The following is a 23,814-nucleotide window of genomic DNA, read 5'->3' as shown; positions in this document are numbered from 1 at the left end:
GGGCTTGCCCCTCATGCCGGGGCGGGCACTTACTTTCGTGAAAGGACAAAAGTAAGCAAAGGCCTTCCAAAGGACACCTTTGGAATCCGTTTGGGGAACGGTTTCTAATAGTGTAAACGAAGACTACTTTAAAGGCGCTCCAATGAAAATGTCCACTCTCCTAGCAACAGCAAATCAAAAGCTTAGTGCTTTCATCCGTCGGCGGTCATTTTCAGAGCGCCCTCGTTGGCTCGCAGCTTTTGGAATGTGGCTTCGCCGCATTCTTTCGTTGGTTTACAGAGTGCTTCCCGTACCATTTGCAGACGCTCAAGCTTACCTTACACACTCGTTTCACACACAGGCTGTGCCTATACGTGAAACAGAACCAGAGCGGGAGCTTCTCATGGTTTCCAAAGGCAGCGCCTTTGGTTGCCCTGAGGGGATTCCAAGCGGGAAAGAATCGAAACTCTCCCCTTTGGCAAGTCTTTGCTTAACGCCACCTCGTTTCGAAAGTAAGTGCCCGCCCCGGCACGAGGGGCAAGCCCTGCGCCAGCAGAAGGTATACGGGGAACCCGTAAAGACAAAGTCTAATTTTAAAAGCGATTATTAAAAAGGCTGTTTCCGTACGGAAACAGCCAGCGCACGCGTAGCGAATGAAATGCAAAACGGAAGCTGTTCTTTGAGCTTGCACACAACGTGCATGCAGACTGAGTTTACGCCCGTGACTTATACGCAGGTTTAACGCGTCAGTTTAAGAGACACGCCCTGAAATAAAGTAAAATCTCCCCAAAAAAACATTAAAATAAAAAGCCTGCGCTGAACACCAGCACAGGCTTTTATCTATCAAACGAATTTCTTACGATGCCGCCAGCAATGGAAGCCCTGTCTTTACCGTCAAATCGATTCCGTCGCTGCTCACCAGTATGGTTCCCTGCTCATCCGTGCGGTAAACCTCAGCGCCGACATTCGCAAGGCGGGTGAGCACCTCTTTATTCGGGTGGCCGTAATCGTTGTCTTTTCCGCAAGAGATGATTGCGTACTTGGGAGCAACCGCCTTTAAAAACCCCACCGAAGAGGAACTGCTGCTGCCGTGATGGCAAACCTTCAGCACATCGCTACGCAGACTGTCGGCGTATTTCTTCAGCATCTGCTGTTCGCTTTCCTTCTCCGCATCCCCGGTAAACAAAAAGGTACGCTGCCCAAAGGTCAGCTTGGCGACGATGGAGTAGTTGTTCAGGTCATTGTACTCGTCTTCCACCGGGGCTAAAAATTCGAGCCGTGTATTGTCCTGCTCCAGAACCGTCATGCCCGCCTTGCCCTGCGTCAGGCGCAGGCCTTTCTTTTCCACCGCGTCGAGCATATTCTCGTAAACGCGCGTGGTGGGAACCTGGCTGTCCGCTACCTTGGGCACATAAATCTTGCCGATCTCCAGATTGCTGATGACCTTCGCCATCCCGCCGATATGGTCCGCGTGCGGATGGGTCGCGATCAGGTAATCGATTTTGCGCACACCAAGCTGCCCAAGATACGTCGTGAGCTGATCTGCCCCCTCGGAAAGACCGGCGTCAATCAATATGTTTTCGCCGGTCGGCAGACAGATCAACTCGCTGTCCCCCTGGCCGACATCGAGATAATAGACGGAAACGCTGCCCGTTTCACTGCTGATAAAATCACCGGATGGAATATTGAGGCCGCCGGGACTTCGCTCTGGATCAGATGCAAAAAACCAGGTTGCTATACCTAAGATAATCGCTGCGAACAGCGCTGGAATGGATACTTTTTTTCGCCGTGTGATAGGAAACAATCCTTTCAATAAAAAAGCCGCTCGTTCGGAGCGGCCTTTGCTTTTTTAGAGGAGTATTCCAGCTCAAAAGGGATCGCCGCGCAGAAGCTTTGGCAAAGCGCAAATCACCTTTCAAAACCGTTTCAAACCGCTTTCGGCTTTTCCGCTGGAAAACTTATTCAAGGTTTTTGAAACAGATTATAGCGAAACAGCATGCTTTCGTCTTCGGGGTCGTCGCACTCCAAAAACGCCTCTGCAATTTTCCCGCCCTCGATCAGGTGGGTCAGCCCCATTAGCTGAGAAAGCTTGCTGCGCAAATTCAGGCGGTCTCCCTCGCGTGTCACCAAAAACACATTCCCCTTGCATTTCTCTAATACCCGAATAAAACCGGGCACATCCAGATCATGTAATTCTAAAACAGATTTTCCCATAGAAAATTCCCCCGTTTCAAATAAGGGTACCTGCGCCGCCTTAAAGTCACTAATATTATATCAGTTTCCCCTTATTTGTCAACCGAACATCACGAACTGATTTCTACGATTTTGCCGTCCTGTATCCGGATTTTTCTTCCAGCCTGCGCCGCGATTTTGTCATCGTGCGTGATGAGGATCACCGTTCTGCCCTCGCCGTTCAGGCTTTTCAGAATCTCCATCACCTCCTGCCCGGACTGCGAATCAAGATTTCCCGTCGGTTCGTCCGCCAGGATCACCGGCGGTCGGGCCGCGATGGCTCTGGCGATCGCCACGCGCTGCTGCTGGCCGCCGCTCATTTGCCCCGGGCGGTGGAACAGCCGGTTCTCGAGTCCAACACGCCTCAGCGCCTCGCGGCTCAGTTCGTGCCGCTCCGTCTTGCGCAGGCCGCGGTATACGAGCGGCAGCTCCACGTTTTCCAGCGCGTCGAGCGTGGGGATCAGATTGAAGCCCTGGAACACAAAGCCGATCTCTGTATTGCGGATGCGCGACAGCCGGTCCTCCGACATCTTTGCCACATTCTCCCCGTTTAAGTAATATTGTCCCGCTGTGGGAAGGTCCAGACACCCCAGCAGATTCATCAGCGTCGATTTGCCGCTGCCCGACGGCCCGACGATCGCGACAAACTCCCCCTCCTCAATCTTCAGGTTCAAATCGTCGAGCGCGCGAATTTCTTCCTCTCCGTTCCAGTAGCGTTTTTCGATTCCCTCAATGCGAATGAGTTCCATGGCAATTCCTCCTTTTGATTCTGCGGGCAGAGCAGCCTGCCCAAATCTGTGATTGATGAACGCTTTGCTTTCTTCTCCCGCCTTTTGCGGGGAAGAATTGCTGCTTTTGTATCAAATCACTTTATCAAGCGAATGGACTATACTTTCCCGCCGCTTTATTCTATAATAGAGTTACAATTCCCGATTTATTTTCGGCGCGCCCGCGCCCACTATAAAAGGAGCAGGATTTTATGCTGACAAAAGAATGGAAGCAATTCAAAAGCGGCACCGACATTCGCGGGGTAGCCAGTGAAGGCCCCGAGCCGGTCAACCTGACCGACGAAGTGATTGAGCGCATTGCGCGCGGCTTTGCCCTGTGGCTCTCGGAGAAAGCGCGCAAGGCGTCGAGCGAGCTTTCTGTGGCGCTGGGCCACGATTCGCGCATCTCCGCTCCCCGCATCAGCGCGGTGGTTACCCGTGCCCTCACCGGCTGCGGAATCCGTGTATTCGACTGCGGCCTTGCCTCAACGCCGTCTATGTTTATGGCGACGCTGGACATCCCCTGCGACGGCGCGATACAGATTACCGCCAGCCACCATCCGTTCAACCGGAACGGGCTGAAATTCTTTGTAAAAACAGGTGGACTGGACGCGCCCGATATTGAAGCTTTACTGCTGTACGCGCAGGAAAACAAAGCCCCCGCGGCAGACAAACCCGGCAGCGTGGAGCCGAGCGACCACATGAAAATTTACAGCGCACACCTGCGCAACATCATTAAACAGGGTGTAAACGCTGAAAACTACGACCGACCGCTGGAGGGCTTCCACATTGTGGTGGACGCCGGAAACGGAGCCGGCGGCTTTTACGCCTACGACGTGCTCGAGCCGCTCGGCGCGGACATCAATGGAAGCCAGTTTCTTGACCCGGACGGCATGTTCCCGAACCATGTGCCGAACCCGGAAAATCAGCAGGCCATGGATTCCGTGTGCAGCGCCACAGTTATTGCAGGCGCAGATTTGGGCGTGATTTTCGACACCGACGTAGACCGCGGCGGCGCGGTGGACAGCCAGGGCATGGAGATCAACCGAAACCGTCTGGTCGCGTTGGCCTCCGCGATTGCGCTGGAAGGCAACGATGGCGGCACGATCGTGACCGATTCCATCACCTCCGACGGACTGAAGCGCTACATTGAAGCGACGCTCGGCGGCGTTCACCACCGCTTTAAGCGCGGCTATAAGAACGTGATCAACGAGGCTGTTCGCCTGAACGAGGCGGGAATCAACTGCCCGCTGGCCATTGAAACCTCCGGTCACGCAGCCATGCGCGAAAATTATTTTCTCGACGACGGCGCTTATCTGGTGACAAAAATCATCATCAAGCTGGCGGTGCTGCGCAAGGAGGGCAAGACGCTTGAAAGCCTGCTCGAATCGCTGGCCGAACCGAAGGAAGCGACGGAAATCCGCCTGCCGATCACCGAAGAAGCGTTCCGCGAGTGCGGCGAGAAGATTCTGGCCGATCTGGAGCAGTATGCCAAGGAGCAGAACTGGCAGATCGCGCCGGACAATCGCGAGGGACTGCGCGTATCGTTCGGCAAAGGCGAGGGAGAAGGCTGGTTCCTGCTGCGCCTGAGCGTGCACGACCCCATCATGCCGCTGAACATTGAAAGCGACGCGGCGGGCGGCGTCGAGATCATCCGCGAAAAGCTCATAAAGTTCCTCACTACCTGCAGCGGCCTGAACCTTACTCCTCTGCTGGGTTAGCCGCATTCCTGAGCCGAAACAAACCTACGACATATTTAAAAAAGCTTTCACAGCATTAAAAATAAAACAAAACATAAAATCCCGCGCTTCGGTTAGCATACCCAAGCGCGGGATTTTTTTGCATATTCCGTTCCCCAAAGGAAAAGATAGCAATGTTAACGCAATCACAAAAGGGGATGAACCTGTTGAAAAAAATGACGAAAGAAGAATATTCCAAAATGGCGGAGAAGGCGTCGCCGCCCAGTCCAATCCTGAAAAACTGCCTGATGGCGTTTCTGGTGGGCGGGGCGATCTGCACGTTCGGCCAGTTCCTGGTGAACTGGTTCCAAAGCTCCGGCCTGGATTTAAAGGAAGCGCGCGGGGCGGAATCCACCGTACTGATCGCTCTGACGGCGATCTTTACCGCGCTGAAAATTTACGATAATCTGGCAAAGCACGCCGGGGCCGGTACGCTCGTGCCCATTACGGGTTTTGCGAACTCAATGGTATCGCCCGCCATGGAATTCAAGCCGGAGGGCTATGTGATGGGCATCGGCGCAAAAATGTTCGTGATCGCCGGACCGGTTCTGGTGTACGGCATCTGCACATCGGTGATCTACGGGATCATTATCTACCTGTTCGGCTGGTACTGAGGAGGGCAAAATCATGGCACAACGAATCGGACGCTATACCCTGCAGATGACCAACCGGCCCACGATCGAGGGATTCGCCTCTGTTGTAGGCAAAAAGGAGATGCAGGGGCCATTAAGCAGTTTTTTTGATCTTTCCTTTGAGGACACGACGCTGGGCGAAAGCAGCTGGGAAAAAGCAGAAAGCCGCCTGCAAACGGAGGCCGTAAATCTGGCGCTGCGCAAAGCGGGCGTAACCGCACAGGATATTGACTACATTTTCGCGGGCGACCTGCTCAATCAGTGCCTTTCCTCCACCTTCGGCCTGCGCAGTCTTGACATTCCCTTTTTAGGGCAGTTCGGCGCGTGCTCCACCATGGCGCAGACGCTGGCGCTGGCCTCGATTGTGGTAGAGAGCGGCGCGGCCCGCAAGGCTGCGGCTGTTACTTCCTCTCATTTCTGCTCAGCGGAACGGCAGTTCCGCCTGCCGCTGGAATACGGCGGACAGCGAACCCCCACTGCACAGTGGACGGCCACGGCCTCCGGCTCGGTGATTGTCGGTACCAGTGGAAAGGGCCCGTTTGTTGCCGATGTGACGGTAGGACGCATCGTAGACCTTGGCATTAAGGACGCGGCCAACATGGGCGCCGCGATGGCCCCAGCAGCCGCGCAGACCATTTCGGATTTTCTGCAGGATACCGGCACGATGCCGAAAGACTACGACCTGATTTTAACCGGCGACCTGGGACTGATCGGCACCAAGCTGGTCCGCCAAATTTTAGCCGACAACAACCTGGATATTACAGACGTTCACAACGACTGCGGCATGATGCTGTACGACCGCGAAAAACAGGATGTGCACGCGGGCGGCTCCGGCTGCGGCTGCTCGGCTTCGGTGCTTTGCTCGGTGATTTTAAACCGCCTGCAAAGCCGCGAGCTGAACAATGTTCTGTTCATCGCCACCGGCGCGCTGACGTCCACTACCTCTCAGCAGCAGGGGGAAAGCGTCCCCGGTGTGGCACACCTGGTGCATTTGACCTCCACTTAATTTTTGCAGAATTTTCTCTAAAAATCATACAAAGCAATTATTTTATAAGCACCGGAGCAAGCCCCTCAAAATGGGGGCTGCTCCGGTGCTTTTGTTTTTGCTATTCTATTACCGATAAGGTCTGCTGTCGTCCGTCAGGCCGACCAGATAATCTACACTGGTATGATACAGCTGTGCCAGCCGAATCATCCTGTATAAGGGGATTTCTCTCTCCCCACGCTCATATTTTGAATACAACGACTGGTCGCAGAGTAAAAACTCCGCCACCTGCTTTTGGGTCAGATCGTGGTCTTCACGCAGATCGCGGATTCTTTTAGACGAACAGTTCTTCATAACCGACACCAAACGCCGTTTTTAACGCCTTGATTTCATCGGGATACAGGTGGCGCTGCCCGACCTCTATTTTAGCCAAAGCGCTTCTGGTCAGGTCACAGCCGATCACCTGCAGCCGGGCAGACAGCTCCTCCTGTGTCAGCCCTTTTGCTAGCCGAAGGGCACTGATCTTTTTCCCCATCATTTTGCTGTATTCGTAATTCACTGGTACCCTCCTGCAAAAAGCACACTTGTTATACCGTCGAACAATTAGCGATAGGGTCTACTATCATCCGTCAGGCCAGCCAGATAATCCACACTGGTATGATATAGCTGTGCAAGCTTAACCATCATATTTAAGGGAATTTCCCTCTCTCCTCGCTCATATTTTGAATACAACGACTGGTCGCAGAGTAAAAATTCTGCTACCTGTTTTTGCGTCATATCATGGTCTTCGCGCATATCACGAATCCTGATTTTCATTTTCATCACCAACTCAAGTATATCCAAGGACAAATGGTCCTATTGACATTTTGGACTATTTGTCCTAAAATAACATTGAGGTGATGCCCATGCCAGATTATCAAAAAATGTACTTAACGCTGTTCAATAAAATAAGCGACACGATCGAAGAGCTGCGGCAAGCGCAGGCCGAAACGGAGGAGCTGTATTTAGACAGCACGGAAGCCAACCTGCACCTGCTGCAGCCAGAAAAAGAATCGTCAGCTAAAAAATAAGGCGACCACAATTGCGGCAGCCCTATTTTACAAGAACGATAAATGGAACTTGGGATTATTGCATCCAGTCAGGCCATAAAAGAACCATGTTAAAGATAAGCGTGCTGTTATATAAATACATAAACCGCCGCATTCACCATAATAATTGCTGATTAGTATAATTTATTGACAATTTCTATTTACAATGTTATGTTAATCATATCAACCTTCTTGATGGTAAGGTGGAAATGAATTCTCCATTATTCAGAAAGCAGGGATATCTTGTGAAATATAAAGGCAAACCGAATTGGATTACACGAACAATTCTGATCCTCTGTATGGTCACTCTACTTATCAGCGGAATAAAGAGTCACTACCCGCCCTGGGACCCTACTCGACACTGGTTTGAACTTGCGGATATCGCTTTGTTCTTTCTCCTTCTGGTTTATTTTCTGTATGACTGGGTGCGGATGCGGCGCTATTACCAAAACGAAGGGGCAGAGGCCCCGCGGCAAATTCGCCGCAGGCAGATGCTTTGGTACACGCTTGCGCTGATCTTGTACGTGGGCTTCCTGATTTGGATCGTAGCAAATTTTCTAAGCAAGTAAGTCGGAACCGACCATTTTGATCGGCCTGAAAAGAGACACCCGAAGGAGGAAAACCTGTGAAAAAGAATCCGAAGGAAAAACCGGAGGAAAGCGAAAACAAAAATGCTTTGCTGAGGGGCGTTTCCGCCGCCATGATTCTCATCGGCATTTTAAAAGTGTTTTTCTCTTCGCAGGACTCCGCGATCCGGTGGTTTGAACTCCTCCTTGCCGTCGCATTTCTTCTCACCTGCGCAGGCGTTACTTATGATCTGATCAAAAAGCTTCGCTTATCCCGCGAGGAGGAAATCGAGCCCCAGCGGGAAATCAACAAAACGCCGCGGCCCCGGCGCGGCAGAATACTGCTCAGCGGCCTGACCACGATCGTGTTATCGCTTTTGGCCGCTCTGTTCGCGTTCGCCCACTTCGTCGGCTACCCCTTATCGCAGCTTCTATCCACGCTGATCAAATAAACGTCAAAAAGGCTGCCGCAATTCGAAAATTGCGGCAGCCTTTTTAAAACAGATCTCCCTTTGCACAAAGCAAAGGGAGATCCTCTGTGAGCGTTTCCATATGTATCACGGAGCAAAATCAGTCTACGATGAAAAGCTTCGCTCCTTTTTCCGTGTGGGAACGATGAGGGTTGATGTCTTCGGCGACCTGATAGCTCATTCCGGGCGTCATCGTAAACTCTCGACCGTCTTCCAGCTCGGTCACCAGCTCTCCCTCCAAAACGAGAAGGACATGGCCGCGCTTACACCAGTGATCCGCAAAATATCCCGGAGTGTATTCCACCATGCGGACGCGGATATTTCCCATTTCAAAGGTACGCCAGTGAGCTTCTCCGGTCACGCCCGGATGTACTGTGGGCTCAATCGATCTCCAGTCGACAGTGCAGAACGGAACTTCCTGAATTACCATATCATTACCTCTCTTTCTTTTATCAACGCGCCAAGACTAGGCGCATCCATGCAAAGGTACGGGTCATCGCCGTAATTCTCTATTCCCAGATTCTTGGCGGCGTTTGCTGCCAGAATACGATCGCGCTAAGCTTGATGATGTCGAGGCTCTTTCCCTTGATTTCGGGCCCGTGAATTGCTCCTTGTCCTTTTCGGCCAGCTTACAGGTATCGCTGCTCTTGTCCTTTCAGGGGTTTGGCCCACTCGATCGCGGGATGATTTTACAGAAAGTAAGGAACAGTCCCGCGATTGCCGGCTCTTTTGCGGCGTTGGCACCGGAGGTGTTAAGCACACCACGATGCCTTTTCCATTGCCTTTGTCCACCGGAATGTCGCTGACTCCTGCGCCCGTTCGCCAGTGATTGGCTACCGACTGCAAATAGATACGATGTCCCTCAGGATAGAGGCAGCGGCAGCCGTAGTGCCCGACGCCCCGCCAATCAATGTCAGTTCCCCTAAGGTATCCGACTCATATCTGACTGCCTTATTTTTGCCGTCTACGTGATACAGAAGGTGCTCCGCACCCAGCTTCTCGGGCCTGACCACCATCTGGAGCGCTTCCTCTTCCCGTATGGTCCGCCCAATCAGCTTATATCGCTTCCCTTCTGCCCGGGCCGTTTGGATATCCTCCGGCGTCAGGTCGGTAATCCCTTCTATTTGGATGTCGGACAGCTTTTTGTCCTGCTTCATAACCACATTGGTAAGGATCAGCAGTTTGAATGCCGTGTCCCACCCGTCCACATCAAAGCTGGGGTTTGCTTCCGCGATCCCGCAGGCTTTTGCCTTTTCCAATGCAGCCCCATAGGTGCAGCCGGTATCCTCCATCTCTTTTAAAATATAGTTGGTCGTGCCGTTTAGCACACCCTCGATGGAGTAAACTTCTGAACCGGCCATTTCGATCGTTCCGCCATTGACGGAAGGAAGCGCCCCGCCGCAGGTACACCCAATCCCCAAATGCACCCCGTTTTCTTTTGCAGCCTGAGCCAATTCACGGTAGCTGTGCACAATGGGGCCTTTATTGCCTGTCACAACATGGATTTTATTTTGCAGCGCTTTCAAAATATAGCTCCGTGCCGGTTCCCCTGTTTCCTTATTCGTGCTTGTCAGCTCCACCAGCAAATCGATATCTTTGTTTTGCAGCATAAACTCCGGGGTGATTTCCCTGCTTTCATCCGTATCCTCAATCGTTATGCTTTGCCCATCTTTCGAGGCAGCCAACAATTGGGCGCAATCGATCCCCTGGGGGTTGTAAAGCCCCTTTTTCGACCCCATGATGTAGATCACTTCCAGGTTGACACCCTGTGCCTTCAGCGCAGGGCTTTTTTCTGTAATCAGCTTGATCAAGGCCTTCCCTACACCGCCGTATCCAATTAAACCAATCCTCATTTTGTTTTCTCCTTCGTTATCTCTAACATAACCAAAACACCTGAAAATCGCCTATCAAAAGCATTCGCATTCTTCCCCGCCTGCGGCGGGGAAGAATGCTTCAGCCTATTAACCCGATCGTGAGGGGAAAGCCCCTTGCCGTCCACAAAAGGGTAAAAAAGAACTGCTTTTCAAGGTTTCCTCATTGTCACTGGGTTCCAGCGGCCACCAAAAAAAGCAGTTCATCATCACTTGATATTAATTCTTGCGCCCGCCGCCTTTGCCGTGGGGCGGCGGGATGCACCAGATTCAGGACAGATTCAGCGGATCACACGCAGGCGGATGATTTCTTCCATCTGCCTCATCGGCTCAAGTGCTGCGTCGTCCACCTCGCCGGTCACATCCAGAATCGTGTAGGCATAATCGCCTCTCGATTTGCTCTGCATGTTCTCAATATTGATACCCGCGTTGGCCATCACGCCGGAAAAGCGGCTGATGGTATTGCGCACATTGCGATGAAAAACGCAGATGCGAACCGCATGGGCGCGGGGCATGGAAATCGACGGCATATTGACGGAATTGCGGATATTGCCGTTCTCAAGGAATTCTTTCAGCTCATCCACCGCCATGCGGGCGCAGTTCTCTTCCGACTCGGGGGTGGAAGCACCCAGGTGGGGAATCGCCAGCACGTTTTCAACGCCGATCAGCTCATCGGACGGGAAATCGGTGGCGTATGCCGCGATCTTGCCGGATTTCAGGCCATCGAGCACAGAAGCGGTATCTACCAGCTCGCCGCGCGCAAAGTTCAAAATGCGGACTTCATCCCTCATCTTTGCGATGGAGTCGACATTGATCAGACCCTTGGTGTCGGGCGTAAGCGGAACATGAACGGTCAGATAATCGCAGTTTTCAAAGATCTCGTCAAGCGTTCTGGCATGGTGCACCCAGCGGGACAGGCCCCAGGCCGCATCCACGGAAAGGTACGGGTCGTAGCCGTATACCTCCATCCCCAGATTCTTGGCGGCATTCGCTACCAGAATACCGATCGCGCCAAGACCGATGACGCCAAGGCTCTTGCCCTTGATTTCGGGGCCTGCGAACTGACCCTTGCCCTTTTCGACCAGCTTGTTGACATCGCTGCCCTTGCCCTTCAGGGTTTTGGTCCACTCGAGTGCGGGGGCGATTTTGCGGGAGGTGAGGAACAGCCCCGCGATGACCAGCTCTTTTACGGCATTGGCGTTGGCGCCGGGCGTGTTGAACACCACGATGCCGCGCTCGCTGCATTTGTCTACCGGAATGTTGTTAACGCCTGCGCCCGCTCTGGCGATGGCCAGCAGCTCACTCGGCAGCTCCAGGTCGTGCATGGCGGCGGAGCGCACCAGAATTCCCTCCGGGTTTTGGATGTCATTGCCGTACTCATAGCCCTGCCCAAGGCGCGAAAGGCCTTCTTCTGCAATATTGTTCAGTGTTTTAACACGATACATTTCTTTGAGCCCTCTGTTCTTTCTGCATATTTAAAATCATTTTCACCGAAAAAGGTCGCTGATTTCCTCCCCACCACAGGCGGGGAGGAAACTCCTATCTGAATGATACCTTTTTTCAAGTGAAGGAACAATAAAGGAATCAGGCGTTGTTCTTTTCAAACTCCGCCATGAAATCCACAAGCTTTTGCACACCCTCGATGGGCATCGCGTTGTAAATGGAAGCGCGCATGCCGCCTACGGAGCGGTGTCCCTTCAGGTTGACAAATCCGGCGGCCTCCGCCTCTTTGACGAATTTTTTATCCAGCTCGTCGTTGCCGGTCACGAACGGTACGTTCATTAAAGAACGATCCTTTTTCACAACCGTGCCGCGGAACATCTTCGATTGATCGAGGAAATCGTACAGAATCCCCGCTTTTTTCTCATTGTGGGCCTTCATGCCCTCCAGAGAACCGAACTCGCTCTTGATCCACTCCAGCACCAGTCCGCAGATATAAATCGGGTAGCAGGGCGGTGTGTTGAACAAAGAGCCGTTGTCCGCGTGAATCTTATAATTGAACATGGTGGGAGTAAACTCTTTGGCATGGCCGATCAGATCCTCGCGAACGATCACCATGGTAAGGCCCGCGGGCGCAACGTTCTTCTGCGCGCCGGCAAACAGCAGACCGAATTTAGAAACATCGATCGGCTCGCTGAGAATGCAGGAGGAAATATCCGCAACCAGCGGCACGTTCCCGGTTTCGGGGAGCTTCGTATAGCGGGTGCCGTAAATGGTGTTGTTCATGCAAATGTAGAAGTAATCCGCATCCGGCGTAAAGGTTGCGGGGTCAAGCTCGGGGATATAGCTGAAGGTCTTGTCTTTGGAGGAAGCCACAATGCGGGCCTCGCCGTAGCGGGACGCTTCCTCCTGCGCCTTTGCGGCCCATTGACCGGTAACGACAAAATCCGCCTTGCCGCTGTTTACCATCAGGTTCAGCGGAACCATCGCAAACTGCGACCAGCCGCCGCCCTGCAAAAACAGCACTTTATAGTTTTCGGGAATGTTCATCAGCTCGCGAAGACAACTTTCCGCGGACTCGATGATTCCTTCAAAGATTTTAGATCGATGGGACATCTCCATAACTGACTGGCCGCTGCCCTGGTAATCTAACATTTCTTCTGCCGCACGGCGCAAAACCGCTTCCGGCAGGACGGAAGGACCCGCAGAAAAGTTATACACGCGTTTCATAAATGAACCTCCAATTGGTTTATAAAATAGTATTTTAATTATAGCCCTTTCCAAAAATCAAGTCAATTCCCTGCCATTTAAAAAGCGTTTGCCATATTGCCCGTATTTTCCCGGCCAAATCGGTGTTTTTCCGGCATATGTTCCTGTTCGTTCTCCCCCTCACCTCCCGTTTCCTTTTCATTTCTTGCTTTTTTTGTTATACTAAAGAAAAAACCAGGTTTCATGCCGTTCCCGCAGAGAAAAAAAGAGAATGCCGGGCCAGGATAAATGCCCGCGGTCTCTCGATTTCAAAGCCCGGGAACGGGGACTGATCTTCAAAAAGGAGTGCTTGACATGAAAAGGCTGATCTTGCTGTTACCCGCCGCTGGGCTGATCTGGTACCTGTGGCCCGGCAGTGTCGGCATTTGGAATATCGGGAATTACCTCGGTATCGGGCTGTGCGTCTTTCTTCTTTTGTGGGGCGGATTTGCGCCGCTGCTGAAACGCCGCGCCGAAGCTGCCGGACATCTAAAAACATACCGCACCGGCACACAGATTCTATCCGGTCTGCTGTCCGCCGGATTTTTATGGGCAGGGGTTCTGACGGTGCAGATGATCCTTGCCGCAAACCACACGCCCCCGAAAAGCACCCCGGCCATCGTGCTGGGCAGCCAGGTTCGGGGGGACGAGCCCAGCCTTGACCTTTGGGCGCGCATCGGCGCGGCGGAACGCTACCTGAAAGAAAATCCCGAAGCCATGTGTGTCGCGAGCGGAGGGCAGGGCGAGGGAGAAAACCGCAGCGAAGCCGAGGTGATCCGCGAAAAGCTGGTCGAGCGCGGCATTTCGTCCGACCGGATTCTGCTGGAGGACCGCTCCGAAAGCACGGAGGAAAACATCCGGTATTCCAAAGAGCTGCTGGACAAGCACAGCCTTGGTTTTGACGCAGCGATCGTGACCGATGAATACCATCAGCTGCGCGCCTCGTGGCTGGCCAAGCGGCAGGGACTGACCCCCTATGCCGTGAGCGCCGAAAGCCCGCGCAATATCTTATCTGCCATGTACACCCGCGAGCTGCTTGCGCTCACCGCGACGCTGCTGCAAAGCTAAAGAACGATCGGCACATTGGCAAAGAAGTTTCGGCAAATAACTCGCTTTTTCGGAACAGTTGCGCGGTTTACGGACTTCCCCAAATCATGTATAATAGGAATAGAAAGAAACCATTCTTCCCCCGCCTTTGGCGGGGGAAGAACTAAAATATCCTTTTGATGGTACGGCTACAAAAAGAATATACAGGAGGCGGCATTATGGCGGAACAGCTTCTTATCCGGGGCGCCCGGATTGTAAGCCCTGCGGACGGAATCGACCTCATCGGCGATCTTTTGGTACGGGATGGTGTCATCGCGGAAATCGGCGAGCACCTTTCGGCACAGGGCGCAAGAGTGATCGAAGCGGGCGGACTGACAGCAGCCCCCGGACTGGTGGACATGCATGTTCACCTGCGCGACCCGGGCTTTACGCAGAAGGAGGACATCCAGAGCGGATGCCGCGCGGCAGCAGCGGGAGGCGTCACGAGCCTTCTGGCAATGCCGAATACCAACCCCGTGACAGATACGCCCGAAGTAGCCTGGGACATTCTCGCCCGCGCGGAGCACGCCGATGCGCGCGTATATGTGACCGCCGCAATCACCACGGGCCTGAAAAGCGAAGTGCTGACCGATATGGCCGCGCTGAAAGCGGCGGGCGTTACCGCCGTTTCAGATGACGGGCGGCCCGTGACCGACACCCGCCTGATGGCCGAGGGAATGAAGCAGGCGGCGCGGCTGGGCCTGCGGGTCGTTTCCCATTGCGAGGATTTATATCTGGCTGCCGGGGGCCTGATGAATAAGGGCGAAATCAGCCGACAGCTCGGCGTGCCGGGCATCCCCGCCGCCGCCGAGGAATGCGGTACCGCGCGGGACATTACACTGGCCGAATCATACGGAGTGCCGATTCACATCTGCCACGTGAGCACGGCGATCGCCGCCGCGATGATCCGCGACGCAAAACGCCGCGGCGTGCAGGTAACCGCGGAAACCGCCCCACATTATTTCTCGCTGACGGAGCAGGCGCTGCTTTCTAAAAACGGCGATTGCCGGATGAACCCTCCCCTGCGCACCGAACACGATCTGCTCGCGATCCGCGAGGCGCTGCGCGACGGCACGCTCGACGCGATCGCAACCGACCACGCGCCGCACACACCGGCGGAAAAAGCGGATTTCTTGACCGCGCCGAACGGCTCAATCGGCATGGAAACCTCGCTCGCCGTGGGCATCACCTATCTGGTCAACACCGGCTGCCTGACACTTGCGCAGCTGATTGAAAAAATGTCGGTCATCCCGGCAAGGATTCTCGGGATCCCCGGCGGCACGCTGAAACAGGGCGCGCCGGCGGATATCGTCCTGTTCAGCGAAAGCGAGCGCTGGACGGTGGACCCCGCGAAGCTGCACGGAAAAAGCCGCAATACCCCCTTTGCCGGGTTGGAGCTTTCCGGCAAGGTCAAATATACCGTATGCCGCGGCAGCGTCGTCTACCGGGAGGCGTAACGGACACAACGCAGAGCCGCCCGGAATTTCCTTGAAACTCAAACAGGTCTCCCTCGTCATTCGGCGGGGGAGACCGAAAAAAGCGGCCTCACAGCCGACGGCATTTTAAATTGGAGGAGGAGCCTTATGTCACTGGACACGCTGATTGAAAAGATCATCGAAAAGCAAAACCCTACCGTTGCGGGACTGGACCCCAAGCTGGAGTATATTCCCCGCTTTCTTCGGGAAGAATCCTACGCGAAATACGGCAAAACATTGGAGGGCGCAGCCGACGCGGTGCTGCGCTTTAACTGCGCTCTGATCGACGAGCTGGCCCCCATTGTGCCCGCGATCAAGCCCCAGTGCGCCTACTATGAAGCGCTCGGCTGGCCGGGAATGCGCGCGCTGGCCGAAACGATGGATTACGCCCGCGAACGGGGACTGTTCGTCATCACCGACGGCAAGCGCAACGATATCGGCACCACCATGGAGGCGTACGCCAACGCGCACCTGGGCAAAACAGATGTGGACGGCGAGCGGCTGACCCCCTTTGCGGGCGACGCGCTGACGGTGAACGCATACCTCGGCTCCGACGGAATCAAGCCCCTGCTTGGTTTATGTAAACAAGAGGATAAGGGCATCTTCGTCCTTGTGAAAACCTCGAACCCCTCTTCCGGCGAGCTGCAGGATCAGCAGCTGAAAAACGGAAAATCCGTCTATTACCAGATGGGCGTGATGTGCGAACAGTGGGGCGAGCTGCTGCCCGGCGCATATGTGTATTCGGGCGTCGGCGCGGTGGTGGGCGCCACCTACCCCGAACAGCTGCGCGAGCTGCGCATTGAATTCCCCCATACGTTCTTCCTTGTACCGGGCTACGGCGCACAGGGAGGCGGCGCGGACGACGTAGCCCCGGCCTTCGACGCCTCGGGCCTTGGCGCGGTGATCAACGCCTCCCGCAGCATTCTGTGCGCGTGGCAAAAGGAGAATGCCCCCGAGCAGGAGTTTGCGAAGGCCGCCGCAAGGGAAGCCATACGCATGCGCGACGCGATTACCACAAGAATCGGGAGGATCGGATAACGCCTATGAAATATGATACGATGCAGTGCGAAATCATCTACCGCAAGCAGCCCGCGCCGGGAATCCACGACTGGATTGTGGACGCGGAGGACTTTGCCCGCGCGGCAAAGCCGGGGCAGTTCGTGCATGTGCTGGTACCGGGCAAAACCCTGCGCCGCCCCATCTCGATCTGCGACATCGACGCGGAGAACGGCACCCTGCGCCTGGTCTTTCAGGAGCGCGGCGAGGGCACCGCGGTGCTGGGGCAAAAGCGCCTGGGCGACTTTGTCGACCTGCTGGCCCCGCTCGGCAACGGCTTTGAACTCGGCGACACCCGCCGCCGGGCGCTGTTCGTCGGCGGCGGAATCGGTGTGCCCCCGCTGCTCGCGGCGGCAAGACCGTTCGGCCAAAACGCCACGGTGATCCTTGGCTTTCGCAATCAGGAATCTGTGATTCTGGCGCGCGACTTTGCGCTGGCGGGCTGTCGGGTATTCATCGCGACGGACGACGGGAGCATGGGCTTTCACGGTACGGTAGCGGACTGCGCGCGCCAGTACGCGGCGAAAACCGACGTTCTCTTTGCCTGCGGCCCGAAGCCGATGCTGAAAGCGCTCGGCGCTCTGGCGGAGGAACAGAATATCCCCGCCCAGTTTTCGCTGGAGGAGCGCATGGCCTGCGGCGTGGGCGCGTGCCTTGGCTGCGCCTGCAAAATCCTGCGCGACAGCAAAGAAGTCTATGGCCATGTCTGTAAGGACGGCCCCGTCTTTGACAGCCGCAGCATCGTTTGGGAGGAATAACGCATGGCAGATTTAAAAGTAACCGTTGCCGGGGTGGAATTCCAGAATCCGCTGATCGCGGCCTCCGGCACCTTTGGCTTCGGCCACGAATACCTGGAGTTTTTCCCGCTCTCCACGCTCGGCGGCATCTCCTGCAAGGGGATCACGCTCAAAGAGCGCATGGGCAATCCCCCACCGCGCATTGCGGAAACGCCCGGCGGCATGCTCAACGCGGTTGGGCTGCAGAATCCCGGCGTCGACACCTTTATGGAAAAGGATCTGCCGTGGCTCTCGCAGCAGGGAACGCGGATCATCGCCAATATTGCGGGCAACACCCCGGCGGAATACTGCGAAATGGCGGAGCGTCTTTCCGACACCGCCGTTGATATGATCGAGCTGAACATCTCCTGCCCGAACGTAAAACAGGGCGGCGTGCACTTCGGCACCTCCTGCGCCGGAGTGGAGGACATCACCGCGCAGGTGCGCAGGTTCTGCAAAAAACCGCTGATGGTGAAGCTCTCCCCGAACGTCGCGGACATCGGCGACATCGCCGACGCGGCCGAAAGCGCCGGCGCCGACGCGATTTCTTTGATCAACACGCTGACCGGAATGCGCATCGACATCAAAACCTGCAGGCCCATCCTGCACAACAACACGGGCGGGCTTTCCGGCCCGGCAGTGTTCCCGGTCGCCGTGCGCATGGTTTGGCAGGCCGCCGCAAGGGTGAACATCCCGGTGGTCGGCATGGGCGGCATCTCCACCTGGCAGGACGCGGTCGAAATGCTGCTGGCGGGCGCGAGTGCGCTGCAGATCGGCACCGTGTTTTTCAGTGATCCAAAAGCGCCCCTGCATATTTTGAAGGGGCTGAACGAATATATGGAGCAGAACGGAATTTCTTCCGTAACGGAATTGACCGGCGGCATCATGCCCTGGTGACGACAAAGAAAGGGAGCAGTGAATGACCAGAGTGATCTTGATCCGCCATTGTGAGGCGGAAGGAAATGTAAAACAGATTTTTCAGGGGCATACGGATGCTCCAATTACCGAAAACGGGCGCCGTCAGCTGGAACTGCTGGCACTGCGCCTGCGCAACACCAAAATCGATGTACTGTATTCCAGTCCGCTGGTGCGCGCGTATGAAACGGCCGTGGCGATCAACCAATACCACAACCTGCCCATTTTGCAGGAGCAGGGGCTGATGGAGCTGGACGGCGGCGAATGGGAGGGCATTCCGTGGACGGACCTGCCCGAGAAATTCCCCGAAATGGCGGAAATCTGGTGGACGGCGCCGTACGAGTTCGTTTCTGAGCAGGGAGAAAGCATGCGGCAGATTTACGACCGTATCTGGGACACTGTGATGCGCCTGGTTCAGGAAAATCCCGGCAAAACGATCGCTGTGACCAGCCACGGCTGCGCCATCCGCAATTTTCTCTGCCGCGCCGCGGGATGGCCGATCGAACAGCTCAACGATATGGACTGGAGCGATAACACCGCGGTGAGCATCGTCGACTTTGACGAGGAGCGGAACGCCATCATCCGTCTGAAAAATGATGCTTCCCACCTGACCGGAGAGCCCACTTGCGCCGCTCCCCGCGACTGGACGCGGAAGAACTGACGATTGATAACTGAGGCCGGGCAATTTCCCCGCGCCTTTGGCAAGAGAGAATGGCGGCTTTGTGATACGCTTTTCAAAGACAGATTTTGATTTCAAACGGGAGGGCCTGCGATGAAAATACTGGCGGTAGATTTGGGCAAGGCGCGCACCGGCCTTGCGATATGCGACGAGGGCGAGCTTCTGGCCAGCCCGCTTGCGGTGGTGCAGGAACACAGCCCGGATCGCCTGTGCCAGGCCATAGCGGAAGCCGCGCAGGCACAAAAAGCAAAGCTGCTGGTGGTGGGCCTGCCGCGCAACATGGACGGCAGCGAAGGAGAAAGCGCCCAAAATGCCCGCGCGTTTGGGGCCAGGCTCGAGCAGGAAAGCGGCATTCCCGTTACCTTCTGCGACGAGCGCGGAACCACCATCACAGCGCACAATTACCTGAACGCGACCGACACGCGCGGCAAACGCCGCAAGGCCGTGGTAGACGCTGTGGCTGCTACCATCATTCTGGAGAATTACCTTATGTACCGTAAAAACCGGCGGACGGAGCCCGCCGACCCGCCGCAGGGCGGATGAAGCCCCTGTATACCATATCATTCGGCACCTTATTTCGGCCAGTTAGGCCCGAAGTAAGGTGTTTTTCATTTTTAATAAAGAGCGGGGCTGTTCTGCGCCCTGATTGGCATCATACAGCCATATCCTGCATAAAAATATTTTTTGAAACCCGCTTGACAACCAATTAAGACAAATGTAGAATACGTATAAAGACATTTGTAGAATTTGGAGGCACAGCTATGGGCGTGGTAAAAAGGCTCCCTGACGCGGAATTTGAAATTATGAAGGTGGTCTGGGCCAACCAGCCGCCTATCACGACCGGAATGGTTATGGAACAGCTGGGGAAAGAGAAAGAATGGAAAGCGCAGACCATCCTGACGCTCATGCTTCGATTGGTGGAACGCGGCTTTCTCCGCACGGAAAAGAACGGGAAAGAGCGCACTTATTTTCCCCTGATCAGCAAGGAAGAGTATCTGAAATTTGAAACCGGAGATTTTATGGAACGCTTTCACGGGAACTCGTTTACCAGCCTGGTTACCGCGCTGTATGACGGCAAGAAGCTGAAGGAAAGCGATCTTGACCAGCTGAAAGAGTGGCTGAAAGAAAAGAGGGATTGATATGCGGGCTTTTCTGACCACTTTACTGCAATGCTCCCTTTCCATGACGCTGGTAACGCTCGCCTATGCGGCGGTGCTTCCTCTTTTATCAAAACGGTACGCCGCGAAATGGCGGTATCTGATCTGGCTGGTCATCGCAGTGGGATGGATCATCCCTTTCCGCCCGCAGTTTGACCTGTTCCCCGTACAGGAAACGCCGATTCCCGTGAGCCCCGGGCCGCTGATTCCGCCGGTCGGCGGGTTCCTCCCACCTGCCGTGACGGCGGCCGGAGAAGCTGTGAACGCATTGACCGCCATGCCTTTCTGGTGGGCGCCCGCGGCAATTTGGGCTGCAGGCGCTGCGGGCATCCTGTTATATCATACTCTGCGGCATGTCCGCTTTATGAGCATGGTGCACCGGTGGAGTGAGCCTGTAACCGATCTGGAATCCCTGAGGATTTTAGATGGCTTAAAATCGGAACTGAAAATAAAATCGCCGATCCGACTCAGCGTATGTCAAAGCATCACAAGCCCGGTACTTGTCGGACTTTTCCGGCCCGCCATTTTACTGCCGCCCGCCGGGATTCCGGAAGAAAAATTATCTCTCATTCTCAAGCATGAGCTGGTGCATTTCAAACGGCACGACCTTTGGTATAAGACGCTGGTGTTGGCAGCATCGATCCTTCATTGGTTCAATCCCGTCATCTACCTGATGGCAAGGTCGGCGGCGGCGCAATGTGAAATTTCCTGTGACGCACTGGTGCTGGACGGCGCGGATTCCCAGCAGCGCAGACAGTACGGCGAAATGATTCTGGATGTTGTCCGGAATAACGCGAAGCTTACAACCGCATTCTCAACTGGTTTTTATGGAGGGAAACAAAGTATGAAAAATCGTATTTCCGCAATCATGGATTCAAAAAAGAAGAAAGCAGGTCTTATGGTCCTGTGCGTTGTATTGGTTGCCGTCATCACTGCCGGCGCGGCATTGGCCGCAAATCAAAAGCCCTCGGATTCCTCCGCTTCTGAGTCCGACAAACAAGAGGTCGTATCGCTTGTGGAAGGTTTCGGCGGAGCGCTGAAGATGGTTTCGCTTACAGCTCCTACGGAAATCGCGGCGAAAAGCATAGAGGAACAGTATGCCCAATATGTCACACCGGAACTTTTGGCTGCGTGGAAGACCGACCCACAGAGAGCGCCCGGACGCAGAGTCTCCAGCCCCTGGCCTGACCGGATCGAGATCACGGAAATCACGCCCTCCGGCAAGGGAGAATACACCGTTTCCGGGGAGATCGTCGAGGTTATAAACACCGGAGTCTTTGCAAAATATCCGGTGACGCTGCAAGTGACAAAGCAGGATAACCGATGGCTGATCTCCGGCGTAACGGTTCAGGAGGAAAGTATCACAGAATCAATGGCCTCCGAATAAAAAAGGAACGCCGCCCTGCTGCTCTGCCGCTGATTTCCCCCAAAAGGACGCGAGCCGCTGCCAAAAGCCCGCATTTTCTGCGGCAGGCGCGGCGGACAGAATTCCGCACTTATTTCACACAATCCTTTCAAAAACCCAGAACAGCCTGCTTTCTCAGACTTTGAGAAGGCAGGCTGTTCTAATAAGCTTAGTTTTCTTAGGAATCCATCAGGAAGAAAGCGGTAAATCAGACTGCCGGAGCCTCGGGAACCCCGAATCCCGGATTTTCAGCTCTTCTATGGGGAACGGCTTATAAAAATAATACCCCTGAATCATATCGCACATTGATCGTTCCAGCAGTTCTACGTGCTCGGCTGTTTCGGCCCCTTCACAGACGATCGGGATATGGAACCCCTTTACCATCTGAATCAGCTGAAGAAGAATATAGGTTTCTTTTTTCCCGTTGCAGTCCCTTAAAAAGGCCCGGTCAAATTTGATCTCATCAAAAGGCATGCTCTGAAGCGCTTTTAAAGAAGAATACCCGCTGCCGAAGTCGTCCATAGAAACCCGGTAGCCCAGCTTATGCAGCTCGCAAATAAACAGGCGCGCATTGTCGATCTCTTGGATATAAGCTGTTTCCGTCAGCTCAAACAGGAGCAGAGAGGCGGAAACCGGCCATTTTTCACGAAGCGTCTGAAGCCGGCGGATAAAACTTTCTACGTCCAGAAGATGGATCCGGGAAACATTGACCGAAACAGGAACATGTTTCTCCCCCGCAGCCTCCTTTTGATGCAGGTAAGCAAACACCTTTTCGTACACATAAAAGTCCAGATCGATCACATCGCCGGTCTGCTCCAGCACGGGAATAAACTCATCCGGGTAAAAGAACAAGCCGTTTGGCCGCTGCCAGCGCACAAGCGCCTCGGCGCCGCAAATTCTTCTTTCACGGCACAGCACCTGGGGCTGAACATAAATTTTAAATTCGTCTTGTTCCAGCGCACTGCGGAACAAACAGAGAATCTCTGAACGTCTTTTTTCTCTCTGGCTGAGTTCCTCGCAGTACACAAATACACTGTGAAAAGAGCTTTTGGCAAATTTATGCGCATAGATGACCCTGTTGAGCATCCCGTCAACGGGTTCGCCGGAATCTGAGATGAAATAGATGCCGCTTCGCACGATCAGGCGGCTTCCCTTGTAGGTTTCACTCATAGAATCAGAAAAACGCGTGCTCCAGCTTTGCACCAGTTCAACACTTTGTCCCTCTGTTTTGTGGGAGGTATCGACCAGACATGCAAAATGATCGGAATACATGCGGCAGGCAAACAAACAGCAGGACTGCCCGGCAAGCTGCTGGGCAAACTGATTTAAAATCCGGTTGCCCTCCTGATGGCCGTATACATCATTGAAATACCCGAAATGACAGATGTCTGAATACACAATCGCCAGATGCACCTCTTCATCGCAGGCTTGCAGCACATTTTCAAGGGCAGATACAAACTCGTCGTAATCATAGTGTACCGGCGCTTTTTCCCCTGTCGCCGCTCGGGCCTGCCCGGCCCTTGGCGCTCTGCCGGGCCAGGCTGGGGCCAAATCAACGGACTTCATCTTCTTTTTATTTTCGTACATCTTTTTATCCGCTTCCTTGAGCAGATCGTCCATCAGGTAGTAATGCTCTTTGGTGCTGATCGCAAACCCACACGCGTAGCTGATCGGCATCTCCTGCGCCCGGTTAAAATGGCCGGTCAGCTCCTCGATCCGTTTCAGATAAGACTTCATCATCGCTTCGGTGCAGTTTTCAATGATCGCGACAAATTCATCCCCGCCGAATCGCGCAAGAAAATACTCTTTATTGGAAGCCTGACGCAGCAGAAGGACAAAATTCTGAATCAGCTTGTCCCCCTCCTCGTGTCCCCAATCATCGTTCACCTGCTTCAGATTGTTGAGATCGAACATGACAAAGCCGATGTTCAGCGTGCTGTCCTTGTTGTCCAGCAGGTTCATTCGCTCCATGCAGGCATTCTTGTTCATGATGCCCGTGCTGTCGATGTAGGCCTTCCGCTTGACACCGCGGTTGATCTCTTCGCCGGAGAGGAGTATCGTGATCGCAACCACAGCGAGAATCAGCGTAATGCTCTGGCTGGCCCGCGCGCGGAAATACACGGCGGAGCCAAGAGACAATCCTCTGACACCGGAATACCCTGTCAGATTGTAAACCTGCACGGCGCCGATCAAAACAATGATCACCGCACACAAATAGAGCAAAAAAACATTATACTTGTTTTTCATT

At 54.4% G+C, this 23,814-nt stretch carries 25 protein-coding genes; 14 read left to right on the top strand and 11 right to left on the bottom strand.

The window, feature by feature from the left end; translation table 11 throughout:
* Window positions 1-835: 835 nt before the first annotated feature.
* From HMPREF1141_RS08705 to HMPREF1141_RS08695, 3 genes are all read right to left on the bottom strand, one after another.
* Window positions 836-1,783, bottom strand: a complete 948-nt coding sequence (locus HMPREF1141_RS08705; RefSeq protein ID WP_278245196.1) for a ComEC/Rec2 family competence protein — start codon at window positions 1,781-1,783, stop codon at window positions 836-838.
* Between the two features lie 158 nt (window positions 1,784-1,941).
* Entirely contained in the window at window positions 1,942-2,193 is a 252-nt protein-coding gene (locus HMPREF1141_RS08700) for a hypothetical protein (RefSeq protein ID WP_009063373.1), read from the bottom strand.
* An 89-nt stretch (window positions 2,194-2,282) separates the two neighbouring features.
* Window positions 2,283-2,960, bottom strand: a complete 678-nt coding sequence (locus HMPREF1141_RS08695; protein ID WP_009063331.1) for an ABC transporter ATP-binding protein — start codon at window positions 2,958-2,960, stop codon at window positions 2,283-2,285.
* Between the two features lie 230 nt (window positions 2,961-3,190).
* Between HMPREF1141_RS08695 and HMPREF1141_RS08690 the strand changes: the two genes are divergently transcribed.
* From HMPREF1141_RS08690 to spoVAD, 3 genes are all read left to right on the top strand, one after another.
* A complete protein-coding gene (locus HMPREF1141_RS08690; protein WP_009063249.1) occupies window positions 3,191-4,699 on the top strand; it encodes a phosphoglucomutase in 1,509 nt (502 codons plus the stop codon).
* Window positions 4,700-4,851: 152 nt separating this feature from the next.
* Window positions 4,852-5,331, top strand: coding sequence for a stage V sporulation protein AC (gene spoVAC / locus HMPREF1141_RS08685; RefSeq protein WP_009063335.1), 480 nt, complete (start codon window positions 4,852-4,854; stop codon window positions 5,329-5,331).
* 13 nt (window positions 5,332-5,344) lie between these two features.
* Window positions 5,345-6,355, top strand: coding sequence for a stage V sporulation protein AD (gene spoVAD / locus HMPREF1141_RS08680; protein WP_009063280.1), 1,011 nt, complete (start codon window positions 5,345-5,347; stop codon window positions 6,353-6,355).
* Between the two features lie 108 nt (window positions 6,356-6,463).
* Here spoVAD and HMPREF1141_RS08675 read toward each other — a convergent pair whose 3' ends face one another.
* From HMPREF1141_RS08675 to HMPREF1141_RS08665, 3 genes are read right to left on the bottom strand one after another with little or no spacing between them, the layout of a single operon-like run.
* A complete protein-coding gene (locus HMPREF1141_RS08675) occupies window positions 6,464-6,688 on the bottom strand; it encodes a helix-turn-helix transcriptional regulator (protein ID WP_081487996.1) in 225 nt (74 codons plus the stop codon).
* Window positions 6,669-6,893 carry a helix-turn-helix transcriptional regulator gene (locus tag HMPREF1141_RS08670; protein ID WP_009063287.1) on the bottom strand — a complete coding sequence of 75 codons (225 nt, stop codon included), beginning with the start codon at window positions 6,891-6,893 and terminating at the stop codon, window positions 6,669-6,671. The genes HMPREF1141_RS08675 and HMPREF1141_RS08670 overlap by 20 nt, the downstream gene beginning before the upstream one ends.
* A 44-nt stretch (window positions 6,894-6,937) precedes the next feature.
* A complete protein-coding gene (locus HMPREF1141_RS08665) occupies window positions 6,938-7,150 on the bottom strand; it encodes a helix-turn-helix transcriptional regulator (RefSeq protein WP_081487997.1) in 213 nt (70 codons plus the stop codon).
* An 89-nt stretch (window positions 7,151-7,239) separates the two neighbouring features.
* Here HMPREF1141_RS08665 and HMPREF1141_RS17545 point away from each other — a divergent pair, with 89 nt between their 5' ends.
* Together HMPREF1141_RS17545 and HMPREF1141_RS08655 are read left to right on the top strand one after the other, a co-directional pair.
* A complete protein-coding gene (locus tag HMPREF1141_RS17545; protein ID WP_009063312.1) occupies window positions 7,240-7,404 on the top strand; it encodes a hypothetical protein in 165 nt (54 codons plus the stop codon).
* Window positions 7,405-8,047: 643 nt separating this feature from the next.
* Complete coding sequence (locus HMPREF1141_RS08655; protein ID WP_009063306.1) at window positions 8,048-8,440, top strand: hypothetical protein; 393 nt, start codon at window positions 8,048-8,050, stop codon at window positions 8,438-8,440.
* A 118-nt stretch (window positions 8,441-8,558) separates the two neighbouring features.
* Here HMPREF1141_RS08655 and HMPREF1141_RS08650 read toward each other — a convergent pair whose 3' ends face one another.
* From HMPREF1141_RS08650 to serC, 4 genes are all read right to left on the bottom strand, one after another.
* A complete protein-coding gene (locus tag HMPREF1141_RS08650) occupies window positions 8,559-8,888 on the bottom strand; it encodes a DHCW motif cupin fold protein (protein ID WP_009063285.1) in 330 nt (109 codons plus the stop codon).
* 403 nt (window positions 8,889-9,291) lie between these two features.
* Window positions 9,292-10,311 (bottom strand): homoserine dehydrogenase, encoded by a 1,020-nt coding sequence (locus HMPREF1141_RS08645; protein ID WP_009063363.1) that lies wholly within the window; start codon window positions 10,309-10,311, stop codon window positions 9,292-9,294.
* Window positions 10,312-10,610: 299 nt separating this feature from the next.
* On the bottom strand, window positions 10,611-11,774 hold the full coding sequence (locus HMPREF1141_RS08640) for a 3-phosphoglycerate dehydrogenase family protein (RefSeq protein ID WP_009063263.1): 1,164 nt from the start codon (window positions 11,772-11,774) through the stop codon (window positions 10,611-10,613).
* Between the two features lie 139 nt (window positions 11,775-11,913).
* A complete protein-coding gene (serC, locus tag HMPREF1141_RS08635) occupies window positions 11,914-12,999 on the bottom strand; it encodes a 3-phosphoserine/phosphohydroxythreonine transaminase (protein WP_009063371.1) in 1,086 nt (361 codons plus the stop codon).
* Window positions 13,000-13,332: 333 nt separating this feature from the next.
* Between serC and HMPREF1141_RS08630 the strand changes: the two genes are divergently transcribed.
* The 9 genes from HMPREF1141_RS08630 to HMPREF1141_RS08590 all read left to right on the top strand — a co-directional run bounded on the left by HMPREF1141_RS08630 (window position 13,333) and on the right by HMPREF1141_RS08590 (window position 21,548).
* The gene (locus HMPREF1141_RS08630) at window positions 13,333-14,085 is read left to right on the top strand and encodes a YdcF family protein (protein WP_009063261.1); all 753 of its coding nucleotides are present in this window, start codon (window positions 13,333-13,335) and stop codon (window positions 14,083-14,085) included.
* 197 nt (window positions 14,086-14,282) lie between these two features.
* Window positions 14,283-15,560: a dihydroorotase gene (locus HMPREF1141_RS08625; RefSeq protein ID WP_009063255.1), complete on the top strand. Its 1,278-nt coding sequence runs from the start codon at window positions 14,283-14,285 to the stop codon at window positions 15,558-15,560.
* A gap of 126 nt (window positions 15,561-15,686) precedes the next feature.
* Window positions 15,687-16,616: an orotidine-5'-phosphate decarboxylase gene (gene pyrF, locus HMPREF1141_RS08620; RefSeq protein WP_009063361.1), complete on the top strand. Its 930-nt coding sequence runs from the start codon at window positions 15,687-15,689 to the stop codon at window positions 16,614-16,616.
* A gap of 5 nt (window positions 16,617-16,621) precedes the next feature.
* Window positions 16,622-17,392 carry a dihydroorotate dehydrogenase electron transfer subunit gene (locus HMPREF1141_RS08615; RefSeq protein ID WP_009063319.1) on the top strand — a complete coding sequence of 257 codons (771 nt, stop codon included), beginning with the start codon at window positions 16,622-16,624 and terminating at the stop codon, window positions 17,390-17,392.
* A gap of 3 nt (window positions 17,393-17,395) precedes the next feature.
* Window positions 17,396-18,307, top strand: a complete 912-nt coding sequence (locus HMPREF1141_RS08610; protein ID WP_009063224.1) for a dihydroorotate dehydrogenase — start codon at window positions 17,396-17,398, stop codon at window positions 18,305-18,307.
* Window positions 18,308-18,329: 22 nt separating this feature from the next.
* On the top strand, window positions 18,330-18,986 hold the full coding sequence (locus HMPREF1141_RS08605) for a histidine phosphatase family protein (protein ID WP_009063226.1): 657 nt from the start codon (window positions 18,330-18,332) through the stop codon (window positions 18,984-18,986).
* A 111-nt stretch (window positions 18,987-19,097) separates the two neighbouring features.
* On the top strand, window positions 19,098-19,547 hold the full coding sequence (gene ruvX, locus HMPREF1141_RS08600; protein WP_009063257.1) for a Holliday junction resolvase RuvX: 450 nt from the start codon (window positions 19,098-19,100) through the stop codon (window positions 19,545-19,547).
* Window positions 19,548-19,765: 218 nt separating this feature from the next.
* Window positions 19,766-20,143: a BlaI/MecI/CopY family transcriptional regulator gene (locus HMPREF1141_RS08595; RefSeq protein WP_009063218.1), complete on the top strand. Its 378-nt coding sequence runs from the start codon at window positions 19,766-19,768 to the stop codon at window positions 20,141-20,143.
* A gap of 1 nt (window position 20,144) precedes the next feature.
* Window positions 20,145-21,548, top strand: coding sequence for a M56 family metallopeptidase (locus HMPREF1141_RS08590; RefSeq protein ID WP_009063200.1), 1,404 nt, complete (start codon window positions 20,145-20,147; stop codon window positions 21,546-21,548).
* 207 nt (window positions 21,549-21,755) lie between these two features.
* Here HMPREF1141_RS08590 and HMPREF1141_RS08585 read toward each other — a convergent pair whose 3' ends face one another.
* Complete coding sequence (locus tag HMPREF1141_RS08585) at window positions 21,756-23,813, bottom strand: EAL domain-containing protein (protein ID WP_009063277.1); 2,058 nt, start codon at window positions 23,811-23,813, stop codon at window positions 21,756-21,758.
* Window position 23,814: the final 1 nt, after the last annotated feature.

The organism is Clostridium sp. MSTE9 (assembly GCF_000277625.1).
Classification (GTDB): Bacteria; Bacillota; Clostridia; order Oscillospirales; family Acutalibacteraceae; genus Faecalispora; species Faecalispora jeddahensis.
Note: the sequence above shows the minus strand (reverse complement) of the source record. Positions and strands in the feature narration are given on the sequence as shown.